36 protein-coding genes are annotated in these 26,487 nt (G+C 75.9%); 17 read left to right on the plus strand and 19 right to left on the minus strand.

Annotated elements, in window-relative coordinates; genetic code table 11:
* Nucleotide 1 precedes the first annotated feature (1 nt).
* Nucleotides 2–1,246, minus strand: coding sequence for a chromate efflux transporter (gene chrA / locus C892_RS0101650; protein WP_017555761.1), 1,245 nt, complete (start codon nt 1,244–1,246; stop codon nt 2–4).
* Between the two features lie 193 nt (nt 1,247–1,439).
* Here chrA and C892_RS0101655 point away from each other — a divergent pair, with 193 nt between their 5' ends.
* Nucleotides 1,440–1,997, plus strand: a complete 558-nt coding sequence (locus tag C892_RS0101655) for a GNAT family N-acetyltransferase (protein ID WP_040685214.1) — start codon at nt 1,440–1,442, stop codon at nt 1,995–1,997.
* A 61-nt stretch (nt 1,998–2,058) separates the two neighbouring features.
* Here C892_RS0101655 and C892_RS0101660 read toward each other — a convergent pair whose 3' ends face one another.
* Together C892_RS0101660 and C892_RS0101665 are read right to left on the minus strand one after the other, a co-directional pair.
* Nucleotides 2,059–3,444: a dicarboxylate/amino acid:cation symporter gene (locus tag C892_RS0101660; protein ID WP_017555763.1), complete on the minus strand. Its 1,386-nt coding sequence runs from the start codon at nt 3,442–3,444 to the stop codon at nt 2,059–2,061.
* A 159-nt stretch (nt 3,445–3,603) separates the two neighbouring features.
* The gene (locus tag C892_RS0101665) at nt 3,604–4,011 is read right to left on the minus strand and encodes a DUF4440 domain-containing protein (protein ID WP_017555764.1); all 408 of its coding nucleotides are present in this window, start codon (nt 4,009–4,011) and stop codon (nt 3,604–3,606) included.
* A gap of 132 nt (nt 4,012–4,143) precedes the next feature.
* Here C892_RS0101665 and C892_RS0101670 point away from each other — a divergent pair, with 132 nt between their 5' ends.
* Complete coding sequence (locus C892_RS0101670) at nt 4,144–5,154, plus strand: AraC family transcriptional regulator (RefSeq protein ID WP_026124074.1); 1,011 nt, start codon at nt 4,144–4,146, stop codon at nt 5,152–5,154.
* A 5-nt stretch (nt 5,155–5,159) separates the two neighbouring features.
* Here C892_RS0101670 and C892_RS0101675 read toward each other — a convergent pair whose 3' ends face one another.
* Nucleotides 5,160–5,702: a CGNR zinc finger domain-containing protein gene (locus C892_RS0101675; protein WP_017537567.1), complete on the minus strand. Its 543-nt coding sequence runs from the start codon at nt 5,700–5,702 to the stop codon at nt 5,160–5,162.
* Between the two features lie 84 nt (nt 5,703–5,786).
* Here C892_RS0101675 and C892_RS0101680 point away from each other — a divergent pair, with 84 nt between their 5' ends.
* Complete coding sequence (locus C892_RS0101680; protein ID WP_017555766.1) at nt 5,787–6,611, plus strand: alpha/beta fold hydrolase; 825 nt, start codon at nt 5,787–5,789, stop codon at nt 6,609–6,611.
* Nucleotides 6,612–6,635: 24 nt separating this feature from the next.
* Here C892_RS0101680 and C892_RS0101685 read toward each other — a convergent pair whose 3' ends face one another.
* Nucleotides 6,636–7,292 (minus strand): maleylpyruvate isomerase family mycothiol-dependent enzyme, encoded by a 657-nt coding sequence (locus C892_RS0101685; protein WP_017555767.1) that lies wholly within the window; start codon nt 7,290–7,292, stop codon nt 6,636–6,638.
* A 112-nt stretch (nt 7,293–7,404) separates the two neighbouring features.
* Between C892_RS0101685 and C892_RS0101690 the strand changes: the two genes are divergently transcribed.
* Together C892_RS0101690 and C892_RS0101695 are read left to right on the plus strand one after the other, a co-directional pair.
* Nucleotides 7,405–7,788, plus strand: a complete 384-nt coding sequence (locus C892_RS0101690; RefSeq protein ID WP_017555768.1) for a VOC family protein — start codon at nt 7,405–7,407, stop codon at nt 7,786–7,788.
* Between the two features lie 210 nt (nt 7,789–7,998).
* Entirely contained in the window at nt 7,999–8,799 is an 801-nt protein-coding gene (locus C892_RS0101695; protein WP_017537571.1) for an isocitrate lyase/PEP mutase family protein, read from the plus strand.
* A gap of 52 nt (nt 8,800–8,851) precedes the next feature.
* Here C892_RS0101695 and C892_RS0101700 read toward each other — a convergent pair whose 3' ends face one another.
* Complete coding sequence (locus C892_RS0101700; protein ID WP_017555769.1) at nt 8,852–9,220, minus strand: hypothetical protein; 369 nt, start codon at nt 9,218–9,220, stop codon at nt 8,852–8,854.
* A 97-nt stretch (nt 9,221–9,317) separates the two neighbouring features.
* Here C892_RS0101700 and C892_RS0101705 point away from each other — a divergent pair, with 97 nt between their 5' ends.
* A complete protein-coding gene (locus C892_RS0101705) occupies nt 9,318–10,247 on the plus strand; it encodes a ribonuclease Z (protein ID WP_017555770.1) in 930 nt (309 codons plus the stop codon).
* 15 nt (nt 10,248–10,262) lie between these two features.
* Here C892_RS0101705 and C892_RS0101710 read toward each other — a convergent pair whose 3' ends face one another.
* The 4 genes from C892_RS0101710 to C892_RS0101725 form a co-directional block, all read right to left on the minus strand.
* Nucleotides 10,263–10,736 (minus strand): SRPBCC domain-containing protein, encoded by a 474-nt coding sequence (locus tag C892_RS0101710; RefSeq protein ID WP_017555771.1) that lies wholly within the window; start codon nt 10,734–10,736, stop codon nt 10,263–10,265.
* Entirely contained in the window at nt 10,733–10,909 is a 177-nt protein-coding gene (locus C892_RS31550) for a hypothetical protein (protein ID WP_161631976.1), read from the minus strand. Before C892_RS31550 ends, C892_RS0101710 begins: the two co-directional genes overlap by 4 nt.
* A 123-nt stretch (nt 10,910–11,032) precedes the next feature.
* On the minus strand, nt 11,033–11,359 hold the full coding sequence (locus C892_RS0101720) for a branched-chain amino acid transport AzlD family protein (protein WP_017555773.1): 327 nt from the start codon (nt 11,357–11,359) through the stop codon (nt 11,033–11,035).
* Complete coding sequence (locus C892_RS0101725) at nt 11,352–12,077, minus strand: AzlC family ABC transporter permease (protein WP_017555774.1); 726 nt, start codon at nt 12,075–12,077, stop codon at nt 11,352–11,354. The genes C892_RS0101720 and C892_RS0101725 overlap by 8 nt, the downstream gene beginning before the upstream one ends.
* Nucleotides 12,078–12,139: 62 nt before the next feature.
* Between C892_RS0101725 and C892_RS0101730 the strand changes: the two genes are divergently transcribed.
* Nucleotides 12,140–12,598 (plus strand): Lrp/AsnC family transcriptional regulator, encoded by a 459-nt coding sequence (locus C892_RS0101730; protein ID WP_026124075.1) that lies wholly within the window; start codon nt 12,140–12,142, stop codon nt 12,596–12,598.
* Nucleotides 12,599–12,628: 30 nt separating this feature from the next.
* On the opposite strand, the gene C892_RS0101735 is transcribed toward C892_RS0101730, so the two are convergent.
* The gene (locus C892_RS0101735; protein WP_017537579.1) at nt 12,629–12,991 is read right to left on the minus strand and encodes a VOC family protein; all 363 of its coding nucleotides are present in this window, start codon (nt 12,989–12,991) and stop codon (nt 12,629–12,631) included.
* Nucleotides 12,992–13,202: 211 nt separating this feature from the next.
* Here C892_RS0101735 and C892_RS28355 point away from each other — a divergent pair, with 211 nt between their 5' ends.
* Nucleotides 13,203–13,994 (plus strand): TetR/AcrR family transcriptional regulator, encoded by a 792-nt coding sequence (locus C892_RS28355; RefSeq protein WP_017555775.1) that lies wholly within the window; start codon nt 13,203–13,205, stop codon nt 13,992–13,994.
* Nucleotides 13,995–14,011: 17 nt separating this feature from the next.
* On the opposite strand, the gene C892_RS0101745 is transcribed toward C892_RS28355, so the two are convergent.
* Nucleotides 14,012–15,211, minus strand: coding sequence for a macrolide family glycosyltransferase (locus tag C892_RS0101745; RefSeq protein ID WP_017555776.1), 1,200 nt, complete (start codon nt 15,209–15,211; stop codon nt 14,012–14,014).
* 374 nt (nt 15,212–15,585) lie between these two features.
* Here C892_RS0101745 and C892_RS0101750 point away from each other — a divergent pair, with 374 nt between their 5' ends.
* The gene (locus C892_RS0101750) at nt 15,586–15,843 is read left to right on the plus strand and encodes a hypothetical protein (RefSeq protein WP_239647227.1); all 258 of its coding nucleotides are present in this window, start codon (nt 15,586–15,588) and stop codon (nt 15,841–15,843) included.
* Here C892_RS0101750 and C892_RS0101755 read toward each other — a convergent pair.
* Both C892_RS0101755 and C892_RS0101760 read right to left on the minus strand, forming a co-directional pair.
* Nucleotides 15,800–16,321, minus strand: a complete 522-nt coding sequence (locus tag C892_RS0101755; RefSeq protein ID WP_017555778.1) for an HIT family protein — start codon at nt 16,319–16,321, stop codon at nt 15,800–15,802. The two genes, C892_RS0101750 and C892_RS0101755, sit on opposite strands and share 44 nt — an antisense overlap.
* Entirely contained in the window at nt 16,318–16,836 is a 519-nt protein-coding gene (locus C892_RS0101760) for a methylated-DNA--[protein]-cysteine S-methyltransferase (protein ID WP_017555779.1), read from the minus strand. The genes C892_RS0101755 and C892_RS0101760 overlap by 4 nt, the downstream gene beginning before the upstream one ends.
* A gap of 241 nt (nt 16,837–17,077) precedes the next feature.
* Between C892_RS0101760 and C892_RS0101765 the strand changes: the two genes are divergently transcribed.
* Nucleotides 17,078–17,719: a pyridoxamine 5'-phosphate oxidase family protein gene (locus C892_RS0101765; RefSeq protein ID WP_017555780.1), complete on the plus strand. Its 642-nt coding sequence runs from the start codon at nt 17,078–17,080 to the stop codon at nt 17,717–17,719.
* A gap of 28 nt (nt 17,720–17,747) precedes the next feature.
* On the opposite strand, the gene C892_RS0101770 is transcribed toward C892_RS0101765, so the two are convergent.
* Together C892_RS0101770 and C892_RS0101775 are read right to left on the minus strand one after the other, a co-directional pair.
* Nucleotides 17,748–18,035: a helix-turn-helix domain-containing protein gene (locus C892_RS0101770; RefSeq protein ID WP_017537586.1), complete on the minus strand. Its 288-nt coding sequence runs from the start codon at nt 18,033–18,035 to the stop codon at nt 17,748–17,750.
* A gap of 78 nt (nt 18,036–18,113) precedes the next feature.
* Nucleotides 18,114–18,581, minus strand: a complete 468-nt coding sequence (locus C892_RS0101775) for a GbsR/MarR family transcriptional regulator (RefSeq protein WP_017537587.1) — start codon at nt 18,579–18,581, stop codon at nt 18,114–18,116.
* A 273-nt stretch (nt 18,582–18,854) separates the two neighbouring features.
* On the opposite strand from C892_RS0101775, the gene C892_RS0101780 reads away from it, so the two are divergent.
* Nucleotides 18,855–19,511, plus strand: coding sequence for a maleylpyruvate isomerase N-terminal domain-containing protein (locus C892_RS0101780; RefSeq protein WP_017555781.1), 657 nt, complete (start codon nt 18,855–18,857; stop codon nt 19,509–19,511).
* A 10-nt stretch (nt 19,512–19,521) separates the two neighbouring features.
* Here C892_RS0101780 and C892_RS0101785 read toward each other — a convergent pair whose 3' ends face one another.
* Both C892_RS0101785 and C892_RS0101790 read right to left on the minus strand, forming a co-directional pair.
* Nucleotides 19,522–20,028 carry a methyltransferase family protein gene (locus C892_RS0101785; RefSeq protein WP_017555782.1) on the minus strand — a complete coding sequence of 169 codons (507 nt, stop codon included), beginning with the start codon at nt 20,026–20,028 and terminating at the stop codon, nt 19,522–19,524.
* Nucleotides 20,029–20,053: 25 nt separating this feature from the next.
* Complete coding sequence (locus C892_RS0101790; protein ID WP_017555783.1) at nt 20,054–20,899, minus strand: TetR/AcrR family transcriptional regulator; 846 nt, start codon at nt 20,897–20,899, stop codon at nt 20,054–20,056.
* A gap of 161 nt (nt 20,900–21,060) precedes the next feature.
* Between C892_RS0101790 and C892_RS0101795 the strand changes: the two genes are divergently transcribed.
* Complete coding sequence (locus tag C892_RS0101795; RefSeq protein ID WP_017555784.1) at nt 21,061–22,026, plus strand: D-2-hydroxyacid dehydrogenase family protein; 966 nt, start codon at nt 21,061–21,063, stop codon at nt 22,024–22,026.
* Nucleotides 22,027–22,081: 55 nt separating this feature from the next.
* The gene (locus C892_RS0101800) at nt 22,082–22,438 is read left to right on the plus strand and encodes a VOC family protein (RefSeq protein WP_017537592.1); all 357 of its coding nucleotides are present in this window, start codon (nt 22,082–22,084) and stop codon (nt 22,436–22,438) included.
* 22 nt (nt 22,439–22,460) lie between these two features.
* On the opposite strand, the gene C892_RS0101805 is transcribed toward C892_RS0101800, so the two are convergent.
* Nucleotides 22,461–23,297 (minus strand): helix-turn-helix transcriptional regulator, encoded by an 837-nt coding sequence (locus C892_RS0101805; RefSeq protein WP_017555785.1) that lies wholly within the window; start codon nt 23,295–23,297, stop codon nt 22,461–22,463.
* Nucleotides 23,298–23,463: 166 nt separating this feature from the next.
* On the opposite strand from C892_RS0101805, the gene C892_RS0101810 reads away from it, so the two are divergent.
* The 4 genes from C892_RS0101810 to C892_RS0101825 all read left to right on the plus strand — a co-directional run bounded on the left by C892_RS0101810 (nt 23,464) and on the right by C892_RS0101825 (nt 26,209).
* Complete coding sequence (locus C892_RS0101810) at nt 23,464–24,177, plus strand: NADPH-dependent F420 reductase (RefSeq protein ID WP_017555786.1); 714 nt, start codon at nt 23,464–23,466, stop codon at nt 24,175–24,177.
* 86 nt (nt 24,178–24,263) lie between these two features.
* Nucleotides 24,264–24,548 carry a YiaA/YiaB family inner membrane protein gene (locus C892_RS0101815; RefSeq protein ID WP_026124076.1) on the plus strand — a complete coding sequence of 95 codons (285 nt, stop codon included), beginning with the start codon at nt 24,264–24,266 and terminating at the stop codon, nt 24,546–24,548.
* Nucleotides 24,549–24,789: 241 nt separating this feature from the next.
* Complete coding sequence (locus C892_RS28360; protein WP_017555789.1) at nt 24,790–24,981, plus strand: TetR/AcrR family transcriptional regulator; 192 nt, start codon at nt 24,790–24,792, stop codon at nt 24,979–24,981.
* Nucleotides 24,982–25,099: 118 nt separating this feature from the next.
* Complete coding sequence (locus C892_RS0101825) at nt 25,100–26,209, plus strand: winged helix DNA-binding domain-containing protein (protein ID WP_017555790.1); 1,110 nt, start codon at nt 25,100–25,102, stop codon at nt 26,207–26,209.
* Nucleotides 26,210–26,487 lie beyond the last annotated feature (278 nt).

The following is a 26,487-nucleotide window of genomic DNA, read 5'->3' on the forward strand; positions in this document are numbered from 1 at the left end:
CTCAGAGCAGGAGGAGGCCCGCCGCCCCGGCGGCGGCCACCACGGCCCAGGCCGGGGCGCGCCAGACCGACAGGGCCGTGAAGGCCGCCGCGGCGACCGCCATCGTCGCCGGGGAGGTCACCCCTTCGGTGAACACCGGGTCGTACAGGGCCGCGGCCAGGACGCCCACCACGGCCGCGCCCGCCCCGGCCAGGGCGGCGCGGGTGCGGGCGTCGGCGCGCAGGCGCTCCCAGTAGGGCAGGGCGCCGGCGACCAGCAGCGCGGAGGGGGTGAAGACCGCGGCCAGGGCCACCGCCGCCCCCAGCAGCGGGCTGCCGCCGACCGGGACCAGCGCCCCCAGGTAGGCGGCGAAGGTGAACAGCGGTCCGGGCACCGCCTGGGCGGCGCCGTAGCCGGCCAGGAAGGACTCGCGGTCCACCGCGCCCGAGCCCACGACCTCGGTCTGCAGCAGGGGCAGCACCACGTGGCCGCCGCCGAAGACCAGCGCCCCGGCCCGGTAGAAGCCGTCGGCCAGTCCCAGGGCGGTGGAGGGGAAGAGGGCGGCGAGCGCGGGCAGGGCGGCCAGCAGGGCGGCGAAGGCGGCCAGGAAGGCCGGTGCGGTGCGGCGGCGCGCGGGGGCGGCGGCCGGGGCGCGCCCGCCCGCCTCCTCGGTCCCGTCCTCCTCGTCCTGTCCGCTCTGGTCGTCGCGGTCGGCGCCGGGGCCGCGCAGCAGGACCAGGCCCGCGGCGGCGCCGGCGGCGATGGCCGCCACCTGGCTCAGGGCCGAGGGCAGCAGCAGGACCAGGACCATCGCGGCCAGGGCGAGGGCGGCCCGGCGCCCCCCGCCGGCCAGGCCGGCGGCCATTCCGGCCAGCGCGTGGGCGACCACCGCCACGGCGGCGGCCTTGAGGCCCAGCAGCCACCCGGCGCCGGGTCCGGGCTCCAGGGCCTGGGCGCCCAGGGCGAAGGCGACCATGAGGGCGGCCGAGGGCAGGGTGAAGGCCGTCCAGGCGGCCGCCATGCCGGCGTAGCCGGCGCGGCGCAGCCCCAGGGCCATGCCGACCTGGCTGGAGGCGGGGCCGGGCAGGAACTGGCACAGCGCGACCAGGTCGGCGTACTCGCGCTCGCCCAGCCAGCCGCGCCGTACCACGAAGGCCTCGCGGAAGTAGCCCAGGTGCGCCACGGGTCCGCCGAAGGAGGTCAGCCCCAGGGCGAGGAAGGCGCGGAAGACCTCTGCGGCGCTCCCGCGGGCGGGGGCGCCGCTCACCGGGGGGCCTGGGGGCGGGGGCGGGGCATGGTCCTCCTCGCGGGCGCTGCGGGGTGTTCGACAGGGGGCAGGCTAGCCGACCGCCGGGCCGTCCGGGGTCCGCCGGTGCCGTGCGCCGCCGGCGGTCGTAGCATGGGCCGGTCGACGTGTCGGGGTGCCGGGGGCGCCGCGGGGAGCGGGAGAGAGGGTGGGCATGCGCACGGGTATTCGCGTGGCCGGGGCCGAGCTGCGCCGGGCGGGGGCCGCCGACGTCGGGGCTCTCGTGGCCCTGGTCAACTCCGCCTACCGGGGCGATGAGGCGCGCAAGGGCTGGACGACCGAGGCCGACCTGCTGGAGGGCCAGCGGGTGGACGCCGAGGGCGTGGCCGAGCTGGTGGCCTCGCCCGGCGTCCTGCTGCTGCTGGCCCAGGATGCGGGCGGTGGGCCGGTGGCCTGCTGTGAGCTGCGCGGGGAGCAGGGGGGCGACGCCTACTTCGGCATGTTCTCGGTCAGCCCCACGGCCCAGGGGCGCGGGCTCGGCGCGGCGATCCTGGCCGAGGCCGAGCGGATCGCGGTCGAGCACTGGGGCGCCCGCCGCATGACGATGATGGTCATCCGCCAGCGCGAGGCCCTCATCTCCTGGTACGAGCGCCGCGGGTACGGGCTGACCGGTGAGCGCGCCCCCTTCCCCTACGGCGACGAGCGGTTCGGCGTCCCGCTGCGCGAGGATCTGGAGTTCGTCGAGCTCGCCAAGGAGCTGAGGGGGCCGTGAGGGCCGGCGGCGGCCCCGGGGCGAGGCGCGCCGGGGCCGCCGCGGGCGCGGGGGCGCCGGCTCAGTCGGGGGTGTCGGGCGGTGCCGCGGCGGCCGCTGGGGCCTGCGGCGCGCCGGGGCCGCCGGCGGCGCCCGGGTCGTCGGGGTCGTGGGGGTCGTGGGGGTCGGCCAGCATGCCCTTCTCCGTCCCGGCGATGATGCGGGTGCCGGTCAGGTCGCCGGTGACGTTGCACATGGTGCGGGCCATGTCGAGGATGGCGTCGATGCCGGCGACCAGGCCCACCGGTGCCATGGGCAGCCCGGTGGAGGTGACCGTCATCGACAGCATGATCAGGCCGGCGCCGGGCACCCCGGCGGTGCCCACCGAGGCGAGCACGCCCACCGCCACCACGGTCAGGATCTGGCCGATGGTCAGCTCGACCCCGGCGATGTTGGCGACGAAGACGGTGGCCGCGCCCACGTAGATGGCGGTGCCGTCCATGTTGATGGTGGCGCCCAGGGGCAGGCTGAAGCCGTAGACGCCCTCGTGCACGCCCATCTTCTCGGCGGCCCGGGTGGAGACCGGCAGGGTGCCGCTGGAGGAGCGGGTGACGAAGGCGGTGAGCATGGGGTCCTTGGCGGCGCCGAAGAAGCGGCGCACGTTGGCCCGGAAGGCGAGCAGCAGCAGCGCGTAGACGCCGATCTGCAGCGCGATGGCGACGTAGACGACGCCGGTGAGCTTGGCCAGCGGCAGGATCGCCTCGGCGCCGGTGTCGGCCATGACGCCGGCGATGAGCGCGAAGACGCCGACGGGGGCGTACTGCAGGACGCCGCGGATGACCAGGAAGACCAGTTCGACGGCGCCGTCCACGCCGCGGCGCAGGAACAGGCCCAGTCCGCGGATGCGCTCGTCGTCGCTGCCGGTCATGAAGGTCAGGGCCAGGCCGAAGACGATCGCCATGAGCATGATGGCCAGGACGTTGCCCTCGACCAGGGCCTGGAAGGGGTTGTCGGGGACGATGTTGAGCAGCGTCTCCGAGAGCGGGGGCCGGTCGGCGGCCTCGGCGTCCTCGCCCTGCACGCCGGACAGGTCCAGGCCGGCGCCGGGGGAGACGGCCAGCGCCAGGAGCAGGCCGATGGCGATCGCGAAGGCGGAGGTGGCCAGGTAGAACAGGAAGACCTTGAAGCCGATGCGCCCCAGGCGCTGCGGGGTGACCGAGGAGACGCCCGCGATCAGGGTGCTGATGATCAGGGGGAAGACCAGCATCGTCAGCAGGCGCAGGAAGATCTCGCCGAGGACCTCCAGGACCTGGCGGGCCGCGTCGGTGTTCCACCCGGCGCCGGTCTGCAGCGCGTTCAGGGCAAGGCCGGCGGCCAGGCCGGCGGCCAGGGCGGCGGCGAGCTTCCAGATCAGGGGAAACTCCAGGTAGCGCCGCCACAGGGTGCGGCGCTGGGTGGGTGGGGACATCGGTGTCCTTCCACGGATCGGGGGCACGGAATGCGGGGTTTATACCGGTTTCGCGGCGGTGTACACATCACAACCCCGTCACTGTGCGGCGCACTCGTGAACACGGAGCGCACTTCCCTGACAAATCCGGCAGGCCGGACGGGGCCGGGCGGGGCGCGGTCAGCCTCCCTCGCCGGGGGCGGCGGTCCACGTCTCGTGCAGGTGGTGCCACAGCAGCCCGTTCCGCGCGCGGGGCCCGCGCACGAACAGCACGGTGCTGCGCCGCGCCGTGCGCCCGGCGGCCCGGGCCTGGTGCTCCTCGTAGGCGGCGGCCACCAGCGCACCGTCCTCGGCGACCACGCGGGGCCCGCGGATGCTCAGCTCCAGGTCCGGGGCGCTGCCGTGCGCGCCGGGCAGGGCCTTGCGCAGGGCGCGGGCGTCCAGGACCTCGCCGCCCGGCGCCAGGAGCCGGAAGCCGGGGGTGTGCGCGTCGAGGAAGGCCCCGAGGGCGCCGGGGTCGGCCCTGCCGCGCAGCCATGCCTCGATGAAGCGGTGGTGCTCGATGATCTCTGCGATGGCGCCGTGCACGGCCTGCTCCCCGCCCTTCCGTCCGCCGGTGGCACGCCCCGGCCGGGTGCGGGGGCGTGTGGGGCTTCCAGCCTGCCCCGGCCTGCCTGTACCGTCGATGAACGCGAGTCCGATCCCGTTGAAGGATCGTCCATGAGAGCCGAAGACCCTCCCGTGCGGGCCGAGGGCCCCGCCGTCCCGGAGGACCTGCTCAGCGCCGTGCTGGCGCCGGTGCGGCTGCGCGGCGTGTACTCCAGCCACTGGTCGGTGCGCGCGCCCTGGAGCGTGCGGGGGCGGCGCGAGCCGTGCGCGGTGGTGCACTACCTGTGCGAGGGGTCGTGCGCGGTGAGCATGCCCGGCCGCGCCTCCCCGCTGTGGCTGGGCCCCGGCGACCTGGCGCTGTTCCCGCACGGCGCCGAGCACACGCTGGCCGACGCCCCCGCGACGGCGGCGGTGCCGCTGGAGGCGCTGCTGCCCGGGCGCCGGCCCGGCTCGGTGGGCCGGGTGAGCATCGACGGGCCCGGCGAGGCCGCGCGGCTGCTGTGCGGGGGGCTGCACTACGACGAGGCGGCCGCGCCCCCGCTCTACCGGGCGCTGCCCGAGGTGGTGGTGCTGGAGGCCGCCGCGGTGGCCGGCGAGCCGCTCCTGCAGGCCGTCCTGGAGTGGCTGTCCGCGGGCGCCGACCGGGGGGCGCCGGGGGCCGAGCTGGTGGAGCTGCGCGCCTTTGAGACGGTGTTCGTGCTGGCGCTCAGGGTGGCCGCGCTGCGCGCCGGGGTCTCATCGCCCCTGCTGCGCGCCCTGCGCCACCCGGGCATCGCCCGCGCGCTGCTGGCCGTGCACACCCGCTTCGCCGAGCCGTGGAGCCTGGAGGCGCTGGCGGCCGAGGCGGGCATGTCGCGCTCGGCGTTCGCCTCGGCCTTCCGGGGGCTGGTCGGCGAGACCCCGGGCGCCCACCTGCTGGGCCGGCGCATGCAGGAGGCGGCGCGCCTGCTGGGCGAGACGCCGGTCGCGCTGAGCGCGGTGCCCGAGCGCGTGGGGTACGGGTCGACGGTGGGGTTCCACCTGGCCTTCCGCAAGCGCTTCGGGGTGACGCCGGGGGAGTACCGGCGCCGGTGCGAGGGCGACGGGCAGGACGGCGGCCGGGAGCGGGCCCTGCCCGAGTGAGCGCTTCACCCCTGGTCGGAGCGGCGGCCGCGGTAGGAGCGCATCTTGTGGCGCGCCCCGCAGACCTCCATGCTGCACCAGCTGCCGTTGTTGGCCGGTGAGCGGTCGTAGTAGACCCACCGGCACTCGGGCGAGCGGCACACCTTCAGGCGCGCGCTGCGCCCGGCGAAGCGCCCCAGCGCCAGCGCCGCCACCACGCGGGCGGCGACGGCGTGCACGGGGTCGCCCGCGGCCTCGGGCAGGGTCGCCCGCCCCTGGCCGTCCCACCGGGGCGGGCCCAGGAGCTGTTCGGAGAGCGCGCTGAGGCGGGCGTGGGCCTCCTGCCGGCCTTCGAGGTGGTCGCGCACCGTCTCGCGGACGCGTACCAGGAACGACAGGCCGCCGCTGTCCAGGGCGCAGCCGGCCTGGATGTGCCCGTGCTCGTGCAGCCAGGAGCGGGCCCCCTCGAGGCCGGAGAGGGAGTCCTCCCCGTAGAGGAGGCGCGCCGAGTTGCAGAACTCCTCGATGACCAGCAGGTCCTCCGGCGCCGGCGGGCGGTTGTAGGCCATGCCGCACAGGTTACCCCCTTTACTGCGGTGTCGGTAACGGGCTAGTGTTACCGTCAAACAGCCAAAGACGGTAACGGAGTGGTGATGGGAACCGAGTGGACGCTGGACCGCACCTTCGACTCGCCCAACGGGACGGTGCGCTGGGCCCGCAGCGGGCAGGGCGACCCGCTCGTGCTCGTGCACGGCTGGCCCTTCTCCTCCTACATCTGGCGGGACCTCGCCCGGGCGCTGAGCACCCGGCACACCGTCTACGTGTGGGACCTTCCGGGCTACGGGGCCTCGGAGCGGTACGAGGGCCAGGACGTCTCCCTGGCCGGGCACCAGCAGGTCTTCGCCTCCCTGCTGGACCACTGGGGGCTGGAGCGGCCGGCGGTGGCGGCCCACGACATCGGCGGGGCGGTGGCCCTGCGCACCGCGCTGCTCTCGGGGCGGCGCTTCGAACGGCTGGCCCTGGTCGACGCCGTCGCCGCCGGGCCCTGGGGCAGCCCCTTCTTCCAACTGGCCAACCGGCAGGCCCCCACCTTCGCGCAGGTGCCCGCGCACCTGCACGAGGCACTGGTGCGCGCCTACATCGCCGACGGGGCCGACCGGCAGCTGCGGGAGGAGACCCTGAAGGCGCTGGCCCGCCCCTGGACCGGCGCGCACGGGCAGGCGGCCTTCTACCGCCAGATGGCCCAGGCCCACCAGCGCCACACCGCCGAGTACGAGGACCGCCTGGGCGAGCTGGACCTGCCTGTCGCGGTGGTCTGGGGCGAGCGCGACCGGTGGCTGCCCCTGCAGCGCGGCAGGGAACTGGCCGAGCGCCTGCCCCGGGCGCGCCTGCACGTCCTGGAGGGCAGCGGACACCTGGTGCAGGAGGACGCCCCCGCACAGCTGGCCGCGGTGCTCGGCGACTTCCTGGCACGGTAGCGGGCAGGCCCGGCAGGGGGCCGCTCAGCCCAGGGCCGGGAAGCGCACCCCCGACCCCTCGAGGTCCCCGGCGCCCGGACCGCCCTGCAGGGCGCGCCCGGTCGCGGCGCGCAGGGCCTCCAGGCGGCCCATCGGCGCGGGGCGGCCGCCCGCGCCGAACAGCAGGCGCTCGACGGCCCCGGCGCCCTGCGGCGAGGTCCACGGCGGGCGCCCCAGGGCGTCGGCCAGGTCCAGCCCGTGCAGCACCAGCTCCACGACCCGGGTGAGCAGGAAGTCCTCCAGGGCCATGGCGTCGCCGTGGCGGGTGCGCACCACGCGCCCGGCGGGCTCGTCGCGCAGCCGCGGCTCCAGGTGCGCCCACGCCTGCCGCAGGCGGCGCCCGGGCTCGGCGGCGTCGGCGCGCCCGGCGGCGGCGCGCACGGCGCTGTCGATGCGGTCGGCGTCCACGGCAGGGGAGAAGCGCTCGTCGGGCGCGTAGTAGCCGGCGGCCGAGACCTCGGCACGCGGCGGCTCCTGGGCGTCCAGGGCCGCCTCCACCCGCACCAGGGCGCCGACGGTGTGCGCGGCCAGCGCCGCCACGTCCCAGGGGGCGCACCGCGTGGGCAGCACCGCCTCGCGCTCGGTCAGGCCCAGCAGTACCTCTTCCAGCCGCCGGGCCTCGGCGCCGAGCGCGGCTGTCACAGGGGGCACGGGGGCACCAGGGGACGGCTCCATGGACGCAAAGACTAGCCCGCGCAACGCCGGGCCCCGCGGGCGCCCCGGTGCTGTCGGTGCCCCGTCCTAGTCTCGGCGCATGGGATCCCGATTCTGCGCACTGGCCATCGACGCCATCGACATCCGCACGGTCGCCGCGTTCTGGAGCAGGGTGCTCGAGTGGCCGATCATCGAGGACACCGAGGAAGGCGTCGGCCTGGCGCCCGGGGAGGGCACAGGGTTCGGCCTGGACGTGCTGCCGGTGCCGCCGGGCGAGCGCAAGACGGTCAAGAACCGCCTGCACATCGACATCCGCCCCCGGGCGGGAAGCACCGCCGAGGAGGAGCTCCAGCGGCTGCTCGGCCTGGGGGCCGAACGCGTCGACGTCGGCCAGCCCGACGACGCCCCGTGGACGGTGCTCGCCGACCCCGAGGGCAACGAGTTCTGCCTGCTCCACCGCGCCGACGAGCACCCGGCGCCGTGAGCCGCTCACCCGGGGCATCGCGGCCGTCTAGGTCGGTCCGGGCGCTGAGCGGTGAACCCGCGGCGACCTGCGGGGCTGGCCCCGGGCGGGTGAGGCGCCGCCCTCGGGCAGGCGGGTACGGCCGGGGCGGCAGGAGCGTCAGCCAGTGTGTCCGGCCTGCTCCACCGCGGCGGCCCGGCGGCCCGGTGATCCGGGTAATAGGGTCGGCCCGTGCTGAACGAGCGAACGCGAACCGAGCGATACGACAAGGCCGAGCACCTGCGCGCCCTGCACAGGCCCGGCGACCCCCTGGTCCTGGTGAACGTGTGGGACGCCGCCGGCGCGCGCGTGGTCGCCGCGGCGCCGGGCACCAGGGCCCTGGCCACGGCCAGCCACTCGGTGGCCGCGGCCTACGGGCTGCCCGACGGCGAGCACCTGCCTTTCGAGGAGCTCGCCGCGCTCGTCCGGCGCGTGGCCGGGGCGGTGTCCCTGCCGCTCACCGTCGACATGGAGCGCGGGTACGGCCGCGACGCCGCCGAGGTCGGCGAGCGGGCCGGGCAGATCATCGCCGCCGGGGCGGTGGGGTGCAACATCGAGGACGGCCTGGAGGAGGACGGCGGCCTGCGTCCGGTGGACGAGCAGGCCGAGCGCCTGCTCGCGGTGCGCCGGGCCGCCGACGCGGCCGGGGTGCCCCTGGTCGTCAACGCCCGCACCGACGCCCTGGCCCAGGGCCTGGGCGCGGACGAGGCCCTGCGCCGCGGCCGCGCCTACCTGCAGGCGGGCGCCGACTGCGTCTTCGCGCTCGGGGCCTCCTCGCTGCCCGTCGTGGAGCGCCTGGCCGGCGAGCTGGGCTCGGTCAGTGTCCTGGCCACCGCCGACGGGCCCTCCCTGGAGGAGCTGGCGGGCGCCGGGGTGGCCAGGATCAGCATGGGTCCGGGCCCCATGGGGGCCGCCTACGCGGCCCTGAGGCGCCTGGCCGAGGACGCGGCCAACCGGCGCCCCCTCCCGGCCGACCTGTCCTACCGCCCGTGACCGGCTCCCCTCCCTGAGGGCAGGGGCCCCGCCCCTGGCGGGGCCACTGGCGTCACCGGCGGCCGCGCGCGAGCAGGACGAACCCCGCCGCAGGGGGAAGGGCGGCGGTCAGGGGGCCCACGGCATCCACCCGGTCCTGGGCACGCTCCTCGGAGCACACGGCCTCAGGATCCGGCACCCCGGCCTCCTCTGCCTCCTCCACGCTCTCTTCAGAGCCCGCGCACCAGATCCACGTGCCCTCGCCGGCCTGGACCAGGGGAACGAACACCAGCACCGCCGCCCACACCCACAGGGCCAGCGCGCCCGCGCCGCACCCCCACACGGCCAGCGACCGGAGGGGCACTGCGGCTTGGGCCCGCCTGGCCTCCCGCTCGCTGCGCGCCTTGGCGGCGGCCCGGTTCAGAATCTCCTCGGACGACACACGCCCCTCCCCTTCTCACATCGGCTTCGGAGCGGCGGCCGCGGCCCGGCCCGTGCGGCGCCGGTCCGCGTATGGGCGACCTGGCAGGATCGACGCCATGTCCGTACGCGAACTCGTGGTCCTGGGAAGCTCCAGCGCCGTGCCCACCAAGCGCCGCAACCATAACGGCTACTTCCTGCGCTGGGACGACCACGGGGTGCTCTTCGACCCGGGCGAGGGGACACAGCGCCAGATGCGCCACGCCGGACTGTCCGCCCACGACATCACCCGTATCTGCATCACCCACTTCCACGGCGACCACTCTCTGGGCCTGCCCGGGGTGGTGCAGCGCATCGCCCGGGACCGGGTCGAGCACACCGTCCGGGCCGCCTTCCCCGCCGCCGGGGCCGCCTACTGGGAGCGGCTGCGCCACGCCACCGCCTTCGGCGACACCGGCGTCATCGCCGAACAGCCCGTGGACGGGCTGGGGGCCTGCCCCCTGGACGGCGACGGGCTGCGCATCACCGCACTGCCCCTGGACCACCGGATGCCCACCTACGGCTACCGGCTCCAAGAGCCCGACGCCCGGCGGATGCTGCCCGAGCGCCTGGCCGCCCTGGGCGTCTCGGGCCCCGACATCGGCCGCCTGCAGCGCGAGGGCCGCCTGGAGGGGCCCGGGGGCCGCACCGTCACCCTGGAGGAGTGCTCGGTCCCGCGCCCCGGCCAGTCCATGGCCTTCGTCATGGACACCGGCGAGTGCGACAACGCGGTGCGCCTGGCCCAGGACGCCGACATGCTGGTCATCGAGTCCACCTACCTGGACTCCGAGGAGCGCCTGGCCGCCGACTACCGGCACCTGACCGCCGGGCAGGCGGGCCGCATCGCCGCCCGGGCCCGCGCGCGCCTGCTCGTGCTCACCCACATCTCCGAGCGCTACGAGGCCGGCGACGAGCCGCGCTTCGTCGAACAGGCCGCGGCCCGCTTCGACGGCCCTGTCGTGCTCGCCCAGGACCTGGACCGCATCGGGGTCCCCAAGCGCCGGAGCTGACGGCCCCGCCCGGCCTCAGGTGTGCCGGTCGGCCTCGGCCGCCTCCTTGAGCAGGGCCAGCCCCACCTGCCAGGCGCGGGTGTTCTCCTCGGCGTGGTCGCGCCGCCGCCCCTCGGGCAGCGGCAGGTCCTCGAAGCCGGTCTCGCGCAGCTCCACCCGCGTCCCGCCGCCCTCCTCGGGCCGCAGCCGCAGCTCCACGCGGGTGCTGCGGCCCGGCAGGGGGTCGGCCCCGGGGTCCAGCGACCAGCGGAAGGCGAACACCCGCCCGGGGTCGGCCTGCTCGACCACGCCCCGGTAGGTGCCGTGCTCCTTCCAGGTGAAGGCGGCCGCGCCCCCGGGCACCGCCTCCACCTCGGCCCCGTCGAAGGCGAACCACCGGCACAGCCCCTCCGGCGAGGTCGCCAGGCGCCACACGCTGGAGGGCGGGGCGTCGACGGTCACACGGCAGCTGATGGCGTCCCGGGCATCCCGGGAGTCCTGGGCGCTCACGCGGTCCTCCCCTGCCTCCGCCCTCCGGCCGGGGTCCGCTTGGAGCCGGGGGTGCAGGCGATCTCGGTGACCGGGCGCAAGCGCAGGGCCGACCAGTCGGCGTCGACGGCCACCTGGGCGACGGCGTCCCACCCGGGCGCCACGCCCGTCCTCGGTGCGAGCGTGCGGCTCATCGTGCCCCCTCGGCCTGCCTGCCCTGCGCCGGCCGCGGCCGGTTCCGCGCTCGGTCGCCGTGGGTCCGACGGTAGTACCCGGGGGCGGTGCGGGCCGAGGAGGCGCGCTGCCGGGACGCGGGGTCAGGGGGCCAGTGCGGTCAGGGCGATGCAGGCCGCGGTGCCGGCCAGGATGCTCACCACGGCGTTGCGCAGCCACAGGTGGAGCCCGACGGTGACGGCCAGGGCCGGGGCGGTCGGCCCGGCCGAGGAGGCCGCGCCCCAGTCCGCCCCGCGCAGGGTGCAGGCGGCCAGGATCACCATGATCCCCGCGGGCATGGCGGTGTCGAGGTAGGCCGCCAGGGGGCTCTGGCGCAGCCGGGAGAGCACCGCGAAGGGCAGGGCGCGCAGGGCCCAGGTGATGGCCGTGCACACCGCCACGGCGGCCGCCATGTATCCGGTCTCAGGCATGGGCCCGCCTCCGTCGGGTGAGGGCGTGGCGCACCAGCAGGACGGCCGTGAACGCCGTGAACGCCGCCGGCAGCATCCGCTCGGGCGGCAGCAGGAGGGCGGCCGCGGAGCAGCCCAGCGCGGCGAGGGGGGAGCAGGCGTCGCGGTGCCGGGCGAAGGCGTCCAGGGCCAGCACCGCGAACAGGGCGGTGACGGCGAACTCCAGCCCTTCGACGGGGCCGGGGAGCAGGCCCGCCGACAGCGCGCCCAGCACCGATCCGCCCGCCCAGTACAGGTGGACCAGCCCCTGCAGCAGCAGGATCCGGCGCCGGGGCCAGCGGCGGGCGCGCCCGCCGGCGGTGACGGCGTAGGCCTCGTCGGTCAGGGCGAAGGTGCTGTAGGCCTTGGCCCACGGGCCGTGGACCCGGTGCAGCGGGAAGGACAGGGCGTAGAAGACGTGGCGGACGTTGACCAGGAGCGCCGCGAGCGCGACCTGGCCCAGCGGGGCGGCGGCGGTGGCCATCGCGACCAGCAGGAACTCCAGGGAGCCGGCGAAGACCGCGGCGGAGAGGACCGGGGCCCACCACCACTGGAGGCCGGACTGGACCGCGAACAGCCCCAGGGCCGCGCCCATGGGCAGGGCGCCCAGGCCCACCGCGGCCGAGTCGGCGGCGGCCGAGCGCAGATCGGCGGCGAAGCCGGGGACGGGGCGGCGGGAGCCGCCCGGGAGCGCATCCATGCTGGAATTTTAGTTCGGCAAGAGCCTCATGCGATTGCGTTCTATTTCGCTAAACTGGTGCTGTGCGCAATGAACATGCACTGGATGCCATCGATCGTGAAATCATCGACCATCTCTCGCGGGACGGGCGGATGAGCAACGTCGAGCTGGCCCGGCGCGTCGGGCTGACCCCGCCCCCGTGCCTGCGCCGGGTCAAGCGGCTGGAGGAGGCCGGGGTGATCACCGGCTACCGGGCGCGCGTGGACCCCGCCGCGCTGGGGCGCGGGCTGGAGGTGTTCGTCGACGTGGAGGTCGGCGTCAGCGACCGGTCCACCCTGGAGGAGCTGGAGAGGGTGCTGGCCGGCTACGAGGAGGTGGTGGAGCTGCGGCGGCTGTTCGGGCGCCCCGACTACTTCATGCGGGTGCGCGTGGCCGACCACGCCGCCTACGAGGAGTTCCAGACCCGGCGGCTGATCGGGCTGCCGGGCGTGCTGCGGGTGGTCTCGCACCTGACGATGAAGACCGTCAAGTCCGAGGGGTGAGCGCCCCGGCGCCGGCGCCGGGGCGGCGGTCTACTTCTCGGCGATCATGATGTCGCCGCCGTCGGGGTCCTCGACCTTGATGTAGGTCCCCCACGGCTCGGTGACCGGCTCGGTGGCCGTCGCCCCGCGCTCGCGCAGCCTGCGGGCGGTGGCGGCCGCGTCGTCGCAGGCCAGGATGAGGTAGGCGCCCTCACCCGGGGAGCGGTTGAACTCGGAGGCGGTGTGCACGGTGATGCGGGTGCCGCCGCCGGGCGGGGTGAGCTCGACCCAGCGGGCGCCCGGCCACATCTCGGCGTCGGTGGTCTTCTGGAAGTCCAGCACGCGGGTGTAGAAGTCGACGGTGGCCGCCTGGTCGCGCACGTACAGCACGGCGAGGTCGATGCCGGTGATCATCTGCGCCTCCGCGGTCCGGTGGGGTGGGCGCGGCCCCGCGCCCGGCGCGGTGCCGCCTGGGGCCACCGTAGCCTCCGGGGCGCGGCCGCAGGGCGCGGACGGCCCCCGGGCGCGTCGCGCGCGCCCCCGGCCCCCGGGGCGCGGGCGCACGCCTCGGCGGCACGTCCTACGATGACCACCCCGAGGGCGGGAGACTTCAGGAAGGGGCGGCATGTCCAGGCAGTACACCGGCAGCGGCGATCCGGGGCGGAGCCTGGCCCTGATGTGGCGCACCCTGCCCGCGCCCACCCGCAAGCGCTCCACCCGCCTGGACCCCGACCGGGTGGTCGCCGCCGCGGTGGAGATCGCCGACGCCGAGGGCCTGGTCGGGGTGTCGATGCGCAAGGTCGCCGACCGGCTGGGCGTGGGCACGATGTCGCTCTACAGCTACGTCCCCGGCAGGGCCGAGCTGGCCGACGCCATGCTCGACCAGGTCTACGGCGAGCTGCCCGACCCCGCCGGGGCGGGCCCGGGCTGGCGCGCGCGTCTGGAGCGCGCCGCCCGCAGCACCCGGGACCTCTACCGCCGCCACCCCTGGACGCTGGAGATCGCCACCGGCAGGCCGCTGCTGGGGCCCAACGCCATGCGCCGCTACGAGCGCGAGCTGTGCGCCCTTGAGGGCACCGGCCTGCCGGACGTGGAGATGGACGCCGTGGTCGCCCTGGTGGGCGACTACGTGCACGGCGCCGCGCGCGGGGCGGTGGACGCCGACGCCGCCGAGCGGCGCACGGGCATCAGCGACCAGGAGTGGTGGCGCGCCCACGCCCCGGCCCTGGAGCGCCTCGCCGGCGCCGGCGCCTTCCCCGTGGCCGACCGGGTCGGCTCGGCCGCCGCCCGGGCCTACGGCGCCGCGCACGACCCGGACCGGGAGTTCGAGTTCGGGCTGGCCCGCGTGCTGGACGGGGTGGCCGCGCTGATCGGGGCCCGCGCCGCAGGCGGCGCGGGCCCCGAAGACCCCCGCTGAGGGAGGGGCCGGGGCGGTCAGCCGCGGCGGGCGCCCCGGGCGGCCTCCTCCTCGATGATGTCGGCGGCGAACCCGGTGCCGCCCCGATGCCCCAGCTCGGTGCTGATCTCGGCCAGCCTGCGGGCCACCTCCTGGGAGGACGTGAGCTCCTCCAGGGCCGAGCGCAGCGCCTCGGCGGTCGCCTCCTCGGTGTCGATGCGCCGCGCCACCCCCGCGGCCTGAAGCATGTCGGCGTTGCTGAACTGGTCGGCGAACTGCGGCACGGCGATCATCGGCACCCCGCAGGCCAGGCCCTCGCTGGAGCCGCCCATGCCGGCGTGGGTGACGAAGGCCGAGGCGCGGCGCAGGACCGACAGCTGCGGCACCCAGGGGTGCACCTCGATGTTGGCGGGGATCTCGCCCAGGTCCTCGGCGCGCACGTGCTTGCCGATCTGCAGGACCACGTGCCAGCCGGGCAGGTCGCCGAAGGCCTTGATGCACTCGGCGTAGAAGTCCGGCAGGTCGGTGAAGGCCGAGCCCAGCGACACCAGCAGCACGCGGTCGTCCTCGGCTCCGGGCGGCGGGGTCCACTCGCCCTGGTGGGAGCGGTCGCCCAGGCAGGGGCCGACGAAGGTGACCACATCGGTGTCCACGGTCTCGGAGAAGGGCTGCATGGCGCGGGGGATCAGCGCCAGGGCGCGCGGCGGGCGGCCGGCGAAGTCGTCGACCGACAGCTCCACCCCCTGATCGGCGAGCCAGGCCCCGAAGCGCGCGAAGTAGTCATCGGCTCCCGGCAGGGACCGGATCTGGGCCCCGACGGTGTCCTCGTAGCCCTTCCAGGCGACGTAGGTGGGCGAGAGCTGCACGGCGGGCACGCCCCAGTTCTCGGCCAGCACGCGGGCCGGGTAGCTCGCGATGTCGTACAGGAAGACGTCGGGGCGGTCGTCCTCGTAGGCGGCGCGGACGGCGGGCATGATCGCGCGCGCCTCGGACAGGAAGACGTCCATCGCGGAGATCGCGTCCTCGGGCCAGGAGTCGTCGTCGATGGGCAGGGTGCTGGTGTAGGGGACCAGCTCGGCCCCGGCCGAGGAGACCAGGTCGGCCGCGCGCGGGTCGTTGGCGTAGGTGAGGCGGTGGCCGCGCGAGGCGAGCTCGCGGATGATCTCCAGGCTGGGCATGATGTGGCTGACGGCGGGGATGCCGACCATGGCGATGTGCAGGCGTTCGTTGCGGTGCACGGGGTGCTCCAATGCAGGTCTACGGCGGTTCTGGCGTGCGCAGGAGGGCCCGGCTGCGCGGCGGGTGCGGCCGCGGGCCGGGCGCGGGGGGCGGCTGGGGACGGCGAGGGGCGCTGCGCGCCGCACCTCGGCCCGTCCGGGGCTAGCCGTAGATCTGCAGGAAGTGCATGCGGAGAGCGTAGCGGTTCGCGTGTGCGCGGGGCACGTGGTTTTCGGTGGGGGCCGGGATCGGCCGTCGAGAGCGGAGGAACCACCGCCGTCGGCGCTTCAGAGGGGCGGTTGCGCCGCTCTCGCCGCACGAGGGGGCGCCGGTCGCCCTACAGCAGCGCGGAGACGCCCGGTAGGCGGCCTGCCGGGGGGTTAGGGTGGCCGGCATGAGCGCGACCGGTTTCACCCCGCGGCTGGACAAGGCCATCGTCCGGGCGCGGGGGATCGCCGCGGACTTCGGTGTCGTCGACGACCAGGGGCGCCCGGTGGTGGGGACCGAGCACCTGGTCCTGGCCGTCCTGGACGACGAGTACGCGGTCCCGACCCAGGCCCTGGCGGATCGCTACGACGTCGGGGCCCTCAAAGCCGAGATCCTGCGCCTCATGCGCTCCCCGGGGTACCAGGGGCGTATTCCTCCGCCGTGATCGCCCGGAGCGCCGCGGCCAGTTCGGCGCGCAGGCCGTCGTGGCGCGGCCCCAGGGCGTGCTCGGGGGCGAACCGCTCGGGGCCGTAGAGCCACACCGGGCCGGAGCGGCGGTGCTCGGGCTCCCAGGAGTAGCGGGCGTGGACGTGGCCGTGCAGGTGGTGCATGGCGTTGCCCAGCACCTCGTAGTTGGCGCGGGTGCAGGCCGCGTCGCGCGCGCTGCAGACCGCCTCGACCGCCTCTCCCAGCAGCGACAGGTCGGCCAGGAACCCGGCCCGGTCCCTGCGCGGCAGCTCGGTGAGGCGGTCGGCGCTCCCGTCGTGCAGAAGCACGCAGTACCCGGGCAGGTGCTGGGTGTCGCCGATCACCGCCCACCCGGTGCGCATGCGCAGCAGCACGGTGGGGTTCTCTCCCCGGCGGGCCGAGCCGACGCGGTCGGCGCGCCAGTCGGCCCGCTCCTCTCCGCCGCCGGGAGTCATCGGTCCCCCTTCTCCAGGTCGAGCAGGAAGCGCTTGCGGTCGGCGCCCCAGGCGTACCCGGTCAGGGTCCCGTCGGCCCCCACGACGCGGTGGCAGGGGACCACGACGGAGATCGGGTTGGCCCCGTTGGCCGATCCCACGGCCCGGGCCGAGGACGGGGCGCGGCCGATGCGCTCGGCGATCTCGCCGTAGGTGGCGGTGGTGCCGTAGGGGATGGCCTCCAGCTCCTTCCACACGCGCTGCTGGAACGGCGTCCCGTTCGGCCGCAGGGGCAGGTCGAAGGCGGTGCGCCGCCCGGCGAAGTACTCGCGCAGCTGGCGCTCGGCCTCGGCGAAGGCGCCCCGGTCCGGCTCGCCGAGCTCGCCCGGGGGGCGGGTGGCGGTCTCGTCGCCCATGTACAGGCCGACCAGCGCGCCGTCGTGGGCCACCAGGGTCAGCGGTCCGACCGGGCTGTCCAGGACGGTGTGCACCCGTCCCGTACGCGCCGCGCCGGCCGCGGTCTCGATCGTGCTCATGGCGACCAGTCTGCCGCCCGGCCCGCCCTGGGGCTGGCGGGAATCGGACGTCCGGTCGCAAGGAGAGGGGCGAGGGCCTGGCGCGCCCATACGTCGGGCCTGGTGGAGCGGACGGCGTCGGCGGCCCGGGCCGGCGCCCAGTCGGCCGGCCGCGCGTGCCGGTGCGCGGCGGCGGGAAGACCGGGCCCTAGGATCCCTGTGGGCCCTTCCGCACCCCGCCTCCCGACCCCGAAAGGCCGCGATGAGCACCCCCGAACAGCGGTTCACCGAGATCACGTCCCTGGAGGAGCTGCGCGAGCTCGTGCCCGACCCGCTGCCGGTCGCGCGCGACAAGGAGCGCAGCGCGCTGGTGGAGGTGGACCGGGCCTGGCTGGAGGCCTCGCCGTTCTGCCTGATCGCCACGAGCGACGCCGAGGGCAACTGCGACGTCTCGCCCAAGGGCGACCCGCCCGGGTTCGTCAAGGCCCTGGACGAGCACACCGTCGCCGTCCCCGAGCGCCCCGGCAACCGGCGGGTGGACGGATTCCGCAACGTGCTGTCCAACCCGCACGTGGGCCTGCTGTCGATCATCCCGGGGCGCGGGGACACGCTGCGCATCAACGGGCGGGCGCGCCTGGTGCGCGACGCCCCCTTCTTCGACGACATGGTGGTCAAGGGGCACCGGCCCGTGCTGGCGCTGGTGGTGGAGATCGACACGGTCTTCCACCACTGCGCCAAGGCGTTCCTGCGGTCCCACCTGTGGTCCCCGCAGACCTGGGACGAGGTGGGGGCCGGGGTCCCGTCGCGCCCGCGCATCGCCAAGATGGTCGACCGCCCCGAGGAGTCATTGGAGGAGCTGGAGCGGTACTACGGCCGCGAGTACTCCGCAAGGCTCTACGGCTGAGCGGCGCCGGCGCGCGCCCTGAGGCTCCTCAGGAGGCGCGCAGGTCCCCCTGCTCCCGGGGCGGCGCCTCCTCGCCCTCGCCGAGGGCCGCGGCCAGCTCGTTGAGGTCCATGCCCAGGGCCTTGGCCAGGGCCGAGACGGTGAAGAAGGCCGGGTTGGGGATGGCGCCGCGCTCGATCTTGCGCAGGGTGTCGATGGAGATTCCGGCGTCGTGCGCGACCTCGGCCGCGGTGCGGGGGGCGCGCGCCGCCCGCAGGATCTGCCCCAGCGCGCGGCCCCGGTCGCGCTGTCCTTCGGTGAGCGGAGTGCGAACCATGGAGGAACAGTAACCCATCGCGCGCAAAGACCGGCTGGTAGCCGAATACCGGCCGATCAATCCTGCCGCCCGGCGGCGTCAGTCCCGGGAGTCGCGCTCGGCGCGCCAGCGCTCGAAGAGCAGGGGCAGCTCCCGGAACATGAAGGTGTAGAAGTCGTGCATCTCCTGCAGGCGCCCGCGCGCCGGGCTGTCGGCCTCGGTGGCGGCGATGCCGTCCGCGGCGGCGGCCATCATCCTGCGCACGGCCTCGTTCTGGCTGCTGAACAGGCGCTCCCAGGCGTCCCTGCGCAGCCGGTGGTGGTCGCGGCGGCTGCCCGGGACGGGAACGCGTTCGAGCATCCCGACGTGGTGCAGGGACTTCAGGGCGCCCGAGACCGACCCCTGGCTGGCGTCGAGCTCCTCGGCCAGCTCGCCCAGGGTCAGGGTGGGGCGGTCGGTGAACAGGAAGGCCGCCATCACCCGGGCCGACATGCGCTGCATCCCCAGGTCCGAGAGCATCAGCGCGAGCTCTTCGGCGCGGCGTCGGGCGTCGTCGTGGGCGGGCACGGGGACCTCCGGGGCGGGTGGGATGCGGCCCCACCATGCTAGGCGACCTTCAGAAGATTCCGAAGGGCGTGCACGGGCGGTGCGCACCGGCCCGGACCGCGCGGCGATTCCAGCAGGTGCCGTTCCTGGCGGATGCGCGCCCGGTGCGGCCACTGCAGCCGAGGTCGGCCCGCAGCCGGTCCAGGAGCGGCTCCGGGGTGCGCCGTCACCGGTGGCGGTGGTCCCGCCGCAATCCGGTTGAGGCCGGGTGCATCGCCGCACTACCGTTCAGCCGTGCACGACTTCTCGCGCTCGTGGGCCGCCCTGCTGGACACCGTCGCCGAACTGCCCGACGAGGACTTCGCCCGTCCCTCCGGGTGCGCCGGATGGCTCGTGCGGGACCTGGTGTGCCACCTGGTCATCGATGCCCAGGACGTCTTGATCACCCTGGCCACCCCGGTCGATGGCGAGCCCACCCGCGATGCGGTGACCTACTGGAACGTCTCCCGGGAGCCTCCGGGCGGCGACGGCCCGCTGGACGCGCTCGTCGTCCGCCTGGCCGCCGCCTACGACGACCCCCGGCTGCTCAAGTTCCACCTGGACGACGTCGGCGCGGCCGCCGGACGCGCCGCCGGACTGGCAGACGGGCGCCTGTGCGTGGGTACCCAGGGCCAGGTCCTGACCGTCGGCCACTACCTGGAGGCCTACGTCATGGAGGCCACACTGCACCATCTCGACCTGGTCGCCGGCCTTTCCGGGGCGGCCGGTCCGCCCGCCGAGGGGCTGGCGCGCTCGCGCCGAATGCTGGAGGAGATCGCCGGAGCGTCGTTTCCCGCCTCCTTCGCCGATGCCGACGTCCTGCTGGTGGGCACCGGCCGCCGCGAGCCCTCCGGCCGGGAGCGCGCCGCCCTGGGGGCGCTGGCCGCGCGGCTCCCCTTCGTCCTGGGGTGACGAGCGGGGGTCAGGAGGCCGGAGTCCAGGGGGTGAGGCGGGGCAGCCAGGCCCGCACGTTCCTGCGGTAGGACCGGTACTCCTCGCCGAACAGGCAGACCAGCGTCGGCTCCTCGTAGAAGCGCACGAAGGCGGCCGACACCGCCCAGCACACCCCCGCGTAGACCAGCACCCCCGCCGAGGCGAACAGCAGCGCCTGGCCGATGAGGGCCCCGATGACCGCCACGTACATCGGGTTGCGCACGAACCGGTTGGAGCCGCTCACCACCAGGTGCTCCGGCGGGGCCGCGGGTGCGGGCGTGCCGTGGGCCCGGGTGAACTCCACGAAGGCGTGCACCAGGGCCGCCAGGCCGACGGCGATCAGCAGCACGCCCACCGCCTGGGCGGGCATCCAGGCCGCCGAGGCCTCCGGCAGCCGCCAGTCGCTGATCAGCCAGGGGATGGCGCCGAGCACCGTGCCCGGCGCCACGATGAAGAACGCGGTGCTTCCGAGGGCCGCTTTGGCGACGGAACGCATGGCCACCACTCCTTGTCCGTGTGCGCTACTGCTCGTACTGCTCCTGTTCCGTGCCGCCTGCGCCGCCCGCCCCCGGCCCGTGGCCGGGCGCGGCGATCGCGCGCAGGCACGTCTCGGCGAACACCCCGCACGCCTCCTCCACCGGCGGCAGGTCCGCCTCCCGCCGCTGCTCCAGCGCCGGCCGCAGCATCAGGTGCACCGCGACCGGCCCCAGGATCTGCTGGATCAGCAGGGGGAGCGGCAGCGGCCGCACGCGCCCGCCCCGCACGTGGGGCAGGAGCAGCGTGCCGAAGGCGGCGTACAGGCGGGGGAACCCGGCGTGGAACATGGCGCTGCCGGGGCCGTCGGGCCGGCTCGCGGTGTCGGCGAGCAGGGCCGGCATCACCCGCGGGCGCCGCTGGAAGGCCTCGGCCAGCGCGGCGTGCAGCGCCCGGACCGTCTCCTCCAGGCCCTCGGGCGGGTCGGCGGCCAGCCGCTCCAGCTCGCGCACCGGCCCGTAGCGCTCGAAGACCGCCGCCAGCAGCCCGTCCCGGCCCTCGACCACCGCGTGCAGGCCGGGCAGCGAGCACCCGGCGCCGTCGGCGACGGCGTCCATGGTCAGCGCGCCCAGTCCGCGCTCGTCGATGACCCGCGCGGCCGCCTCGACGGCCCGCTCGCGCACCGGGGTCCGGGCGCCCGGGTCGACGCCGGCGGCGCGCACCGCCTCGTCGAGGGCGGCCCGGGTGCCGCCCAGCCGCCGCAGCAGTGTGCTGCGGGAGACCCCTGCGGCGGCCGCGATCGCGGTCACGGGCACCGATGCGACGTCGGTCCGGCGCTCCCGCGCGGCGGCGAGGGCGGCGTCGACGAACTCCTGTGGGACCCGTTCCTCCATGACACGTGATATTACTCAATATCTGTAGTCGTGTCACGTGTCAGAAGGGGGCGCCGCTCCCGCGGACCGGGGCGGCCACCGGAGCGCCCCGCCGCCCCGCTATCGTCGACCGGTCCGCCTTTGGCGCCCGCCGTGCGAACCCCGGGAAGGCAGGTCGACCGATGACGCTCCGCTGTGCCGTGCTGGACGACTACCAGGGCGTCGCCCTGTCGATGGCCGACTGGAGCCCCCTGCAGGGCAGGGTGGACGTGCGCGTCCTGCGGCGGCCCATCGCCGACCCCGACGAGCTGGCCGCCGAGATCGGGGACTGCGAGATCGTCGTGGCCATGCGCGAGCGCACCCCCTTCGGCGCCGCCCTGCTGGGCCGCCTTCCCCGGCTGCGGCTGCTGGTGACCACCGGCAGGCGCAACGCCTCCATCGACCTGGAGGCGGCCGAGGCCGCCGGCGTCACCGTCTGCGGCACCTCCAGCACCATCAGCCCCACCGCCGAGCTGACCTGGGCCCTCATCCTCGGCCTGGCCCGGCACCTGCCGGCCGAGAACCGGGCGTTCCGACAGGGCGGCCCGTGGCAGTCCACGGTCGGGGCGGACCTGCACGGGCGCACGCTGGGCGTGCTCGGGCTGGGCAGGATCGGCGGCCGGGTCGCCCGCGTCGCCACCGCCTTCGGGATGCCGGTGCTGGCCTGGAGCGAGAACCTGACCGAGGAGCGCGCGGCCGAGGCCGGCGCCCGGCTCGCCAGGGGCAAGGAGGAGCTGCTGGCCGGCAGCGACGTCGTGTCGGTCCACCTCCAGCTCTCCGAGCGCACCCGCGGCCTGCTCGGCGAGGCGGAGCTGCGCGCCATGCGCCCGCACGCCTACCTGGTCAACACCTCCCGCTCCGGGATCGTCGACCGCTCAGCGCTCCTGCGCGCACTGCGCGGGGGATGGATCGCCGGGGCGGGACTGGACGTCTTCGACACCGAGCCCGTGCCGGAGGACGACCCGATGCGCACGCTGCCCAACGTGCTGGCGACCCCTCACCTCGGCTACGTCACCGAGCGGAACTACCGGACCTTCTACACCGAGGCCGTGGAGGACATCGCGGCCTTCCTGGACGGCGAACCGGTGCGGCTGCTGGGAGAGGACTGAGGAACGCCCGGGCCGGCCCCGGGGCGCTGTCGGGGGCGCGCACTAGCCTGGTGCGATGGAGCGCCACCACCGCATCGACTACATCGAGTTCACCGTCACCGACATGGCCGCCGCCAAGCGGTTCTACGGGGCCGCGTTCGGGTGGGAGTTCACCGACTACGGCGGCTCCTACGCCGGCATCAAGGGGGCGGGCGGCGGGCCCGAGGCGGGCGGGCTGGCCCTGGCCGGGCACGTGGCCCCCGGAGGCCCGCTGGTGATCCTCTATAGCGACGACCTGGACGCCTCCCGGGCCGCGGTCGAGGCCGCAGGGGGCACCGTCACCGACGAGCCCTTCGACTTCCCCGGCGGGCGCCGCTTCCACTTCGCCGACCCGAGCGGGAACGTGCTGGCCGTGTGGACCGGGACCGGCTGAGGACGGACGGGCCCGGCCCGGTTCAGGCGCCCGCCAGCAGCCGCAGGGCCCGCTCGGAGTCCGACCCCGGACCGGCGGTGTACAGGCAGACGGTCTGGTCCTGGTCGGCGGGGAAGGCCAGCGTCTCGTGGTGCAGGGCCACCTCCCCGACCGCCGGATGGCGCAGCCGCTGGGGCCCGTAGGCGCACTCCCGCACCCGGTGGTCGTCCCACCAGGCGCCGAACTCGGGGACCTTGACCATGAACTCGCCGACCAGCTCGTTGAGGAGCCGGTCGTCGGGGTGGCGGCCGCAGGACAGGCGCAGGTTGGCGACCAGCTCCTGGGCGATCTCCTCCCAGTCGGCGTACACCTCCCGGGCCGCCGGGTCGAGCAGGATGAAGCGGGCGAGGTTGCGCCTGCGGTAGGGCAGCGCCTCGAAGTCGGCGATCAGCGCGCGGGCCAGGAGGTTGGCGGCCAGGACGTCCTTGCGGTGGTTCACCACGATCGCGGGGCTCACGCCGTTGAGGACCTCCAGCATCCGGTGGACCTCCGGCCGCACCCGCTGCACGTCCGGGGGACCCCCGCCCCTGGCCGCCTCCGCGCGGGGCCGCGCGAGCTCGAAGAGGTGGTCGCGCTCCACACCGTCCAGGCGCAGCGCGCGGGCCACGGCGGCCAGGACCGACTCCGAGACGTTGGGGTGCCGCCCCTGCTCCAGGCGGGTGTAGTAGTCCGCGCTGACCCCGGCCAGATGGGCGACCTCCTCCCGCCGCAGGCCGGGCACCCTGCGCACGCCCCCGTTGGGGGCCGCGCCGGCCTGCTCCGGACTCAGCCGCGCGCGGCGGGCGCGCAGGAAGTCCCCGAGTTCCGCGTTGCCGTCCATGGCCCCCAGTATCGCCGCGCGGCGCGGCGGCGCGCCCGGCGAGGGTGGCCCAGTCGGACCCCGGTTCGGCCGGGCCCCTTCCGGCGCTCCGCGGCCCGTCGCGGAGCGCGAGGCTGGAGCCGGGGCCGAACGGTCCCCCCGGAACCCGACGACAGGAGACTGCGTCTTGAGCACCATCGGACTCATCGGAAGCGGCAACATCGGCGGCACCGTCGCCCGGCTGGCGGTCGCGGCCGGCCACGAGGTCGTGCTGAGCAACCGGCGCGGCCCCGACACCCTCAAGGACCTGGTGGAGGAGCTGGGGCCGGCGGCCCGGGCGGCGACGCCGGCCGAGGCGGCCGCCGCCGGGGACTTCGTCGTGGTCGCCGTCCCCCTGGCGGCCTACGCGGCCGTCCCGGCCGAGGAGCTGCGCGGCAGGACCGTCATCGACACCGGCAACTACTACCCCGGGCGCGACGGGCGGATCCCGGAGCTGGAGGAGGAGGCCACGACCACGAGCGAGCTGCTGCAGGCGCACCTGCCGCATTCGCGGGTGGTCAAGGCCTTCGGCAACATCTACTTCGAGCACCTGGGCAACCTCGCGCGCCCCCACGGGCACCCGGAGCGGTCCGCGCTGCCGATCGCGGGCGACGACGCCGGGGCCAAGCGGGAGGTCACCGGCCTGCTGGACTCGCTGGGCTATGACGCCGTGGACGCGGGGCCGCTGGCGGAGGGGTGGCGCTTCCAGCGCGACACCGCCGCCTACACCCCGCTCTACGTCGGCGAGGGGTGGGACGTCCCGGGCCCGGACAAGGAGTTCGACGCCGGGCCGGGCAGCCCTGCCCCGGCCCGCGAGGTGAGGCAGGCCCTGGCGCAGGCCCGCCGCTACCGCGACATGTAGGGCGGGTGCGGACGGCAGGACGGGGACGGGAAGGGTGAGTACGCGTACTCATCCCCGCCGGCCCCTTCCGGGAGATGCTGTCGGGCATGACGACACCGCCGGTGAACACCAAGGTCACCCCCGCCTTCCATCTCCAGTCGGTCATCGCCTTCGGCGTCTCCAGCGCCGGGCTGTGCGCCGGGGTCGCCCTGCTGCCCGTGGACATCTGGATCCGCGCGTTTCTGGGGATGGGACTGCTGTTCGTGATCACCTCGACCTTCACCCTCGCCAAGTGCGTGCGCGACCGCCAGGAGGAGGCCGCCATCGAGGCCTGGACCGAGCAGGTCCAGGCCTACTCGGCGGGCAACCAGACCGCCTACGCGAAGAACTGAGGGGCGCCCGCGCGGTCGCGCGGGCGCCCCCGGGTCTGCCGGTCGCCGCTGTACGGAGACGGCCTCAGCAGGAGGTGTTGTCCAGGACGACGTCGTGGAAGTTCCAGCCGGGTGCACTGCCGTCCTGGTGATCGACGGCCCCGCGTGCGCGGTTGGTGCCGGGGGAGTAGACCATGTCGCCCCAACGGGTCCCGGACAGCGAGGTGCCGCCGTCGAACGTCTCGAAGACCTCGCAGACCAGTTGGTCCCGCGCATCGCCGACCTGGGCCCCGGCCCGGCCGACCCCGGCACCCGGGCCGGCATGTTCGCCTCCCGGCTGCTCGGCGCGGCCCTGTGCCGGTACGTCCTGCGCCTGCCCCCGCTGGACACCATGGACACCGAGGAGGTCGTCGCCTGGATCGGCCCCGCGCTCCGGCGCTACCCGGTGGAGTGAGCGCCGCCCAACGCGGACACGCACCGACCGCGATCGCTGCCACGGTGGTCCGTGTGCGGGAGGGGCGCCTCCCGACGCCCGCCCCAGGCCGCCGACCCGTGAGGGGGACCACGCCCCGATGACCGTACTCACCGTCCGGGAGCTCAACCGCGCCACGCTCGCCCGCCAGCTGCTGCTGGAACGCGCGGACCTGCCGGCGCTGGACGCCGTCGGGCACCTGTGCGGCCTGCAGGCCCAGGAGCCCCAGGAGCCCTTCGTCGGCCTCTGGTCGCGGCTGCGCGGTTTCACACCCGCCGACCTCTCCGGGCTGCTGACCGGCCGCACGGCCGTGCGCACCCACCTGATGCGCCGCACCGTCCACCTGGTCACCACCGCCGACGCCCTCGCCTGGCGCCCCCGCCACCAGGCCATGCTGCGCCAGAAGGCCATGGGGGCCTACCGCGACGAGCTCGCCGGGGCCGACCTGGAGGAGCTGGCCGCGGCGGGCCGGGCGCTGCTGGCCGAGGGCGGACCGCGCCCGATGGGCGACCTGGCCCGGCAGGTCGCCGCGCAGTGCCCCCGGGCCGTGGGCGGGGCCGGGACCCGCGCCCTCGCCGAGATCCTGGGCGTCCTGGTCCCGGTGGTGCAGTGCCCTCCGCGGGGGCTGTGGCGCGCCAAGGGCGGGGTGCGGGCCGCCCCGCTGGAGGCCTGGGCGGGCCGGGAGGCCGGCCCCCGGGACGCCGACGGCGACGACGCGGTGGGCCGGGAGCTGGTCCTGCGCTACCTGGCCGCGTTCGGCCCGGCCGCCACCGCCGACCTGCGCGCCTGGTGCGGCCTGGCCGGGCTGCCGGCCGCCGTGTCCGCGGTACGCGGCCGGCTGGCCTCCTTCCGCGGCGAGCGGGGCAGGGAGCTGCTCGACCTTCCCGGCGCGCCGCGCCCGGCGCCCGACACCCCCGCCCCGGTGCGCTTCCTCCCGGCCTTCGACAACGCGGTCCTGGGGTACCAGGACCGCACCCGCATCATCGACGACGCCGACCGCGGGCTCTCGGTCGCCGGGAAGCGGGCGGTGCTGGTGGACGGCCGGGTCGCGGCGACCTGGGACACCGACGGCGCCACCGTGACCGTGGCCCCGCTGCGCGCCCTCACCCCCGCCGAGCGCTCCGCGGCGGGGGAGGAGGCCGAGGAGCTGGCCGCGTTCCTCTCCGAGGGCGAGAGCCGCCGGGTGCGCATGGAACCGCCGCCCCGCTGACCGGGCCGGCCCCGCCGCCCGGCCGGTTCAGCGGTGCGGGGCCGGGGCGGCGGCCCTCCTCCGGTCGTCGATCCGCTCGGCCCTGACCTTGGCGACCAGGACGCAGACAGCGGCCGGCAGCACGGGGAGGATGCGGAGTATGAGGAGTACAGGCCCTCGGGACTCGACAGGGGACATCGGAAGCGGGGGACCGCCCGCCTTCGTGAGGCGGGAGGGGGATACCGGTGCGGCGCGGGCCCGCGGCCCGCGGTTCCGCCCCGGTGGCGGCCGGGCCGAGG

Source organism: Nocardiopsis baichengensis YIM 90130 (assembly GCF_000341205.1).
In the GTDB taxonomy this organism is placed as follows: domain Bacteria; phylum Actinomycetota; class Actinomycetes; order Streptosporangiales; family Streptosporangiaceae; genus Nocardiopsis_A; species Nocardiopsis_A halophila.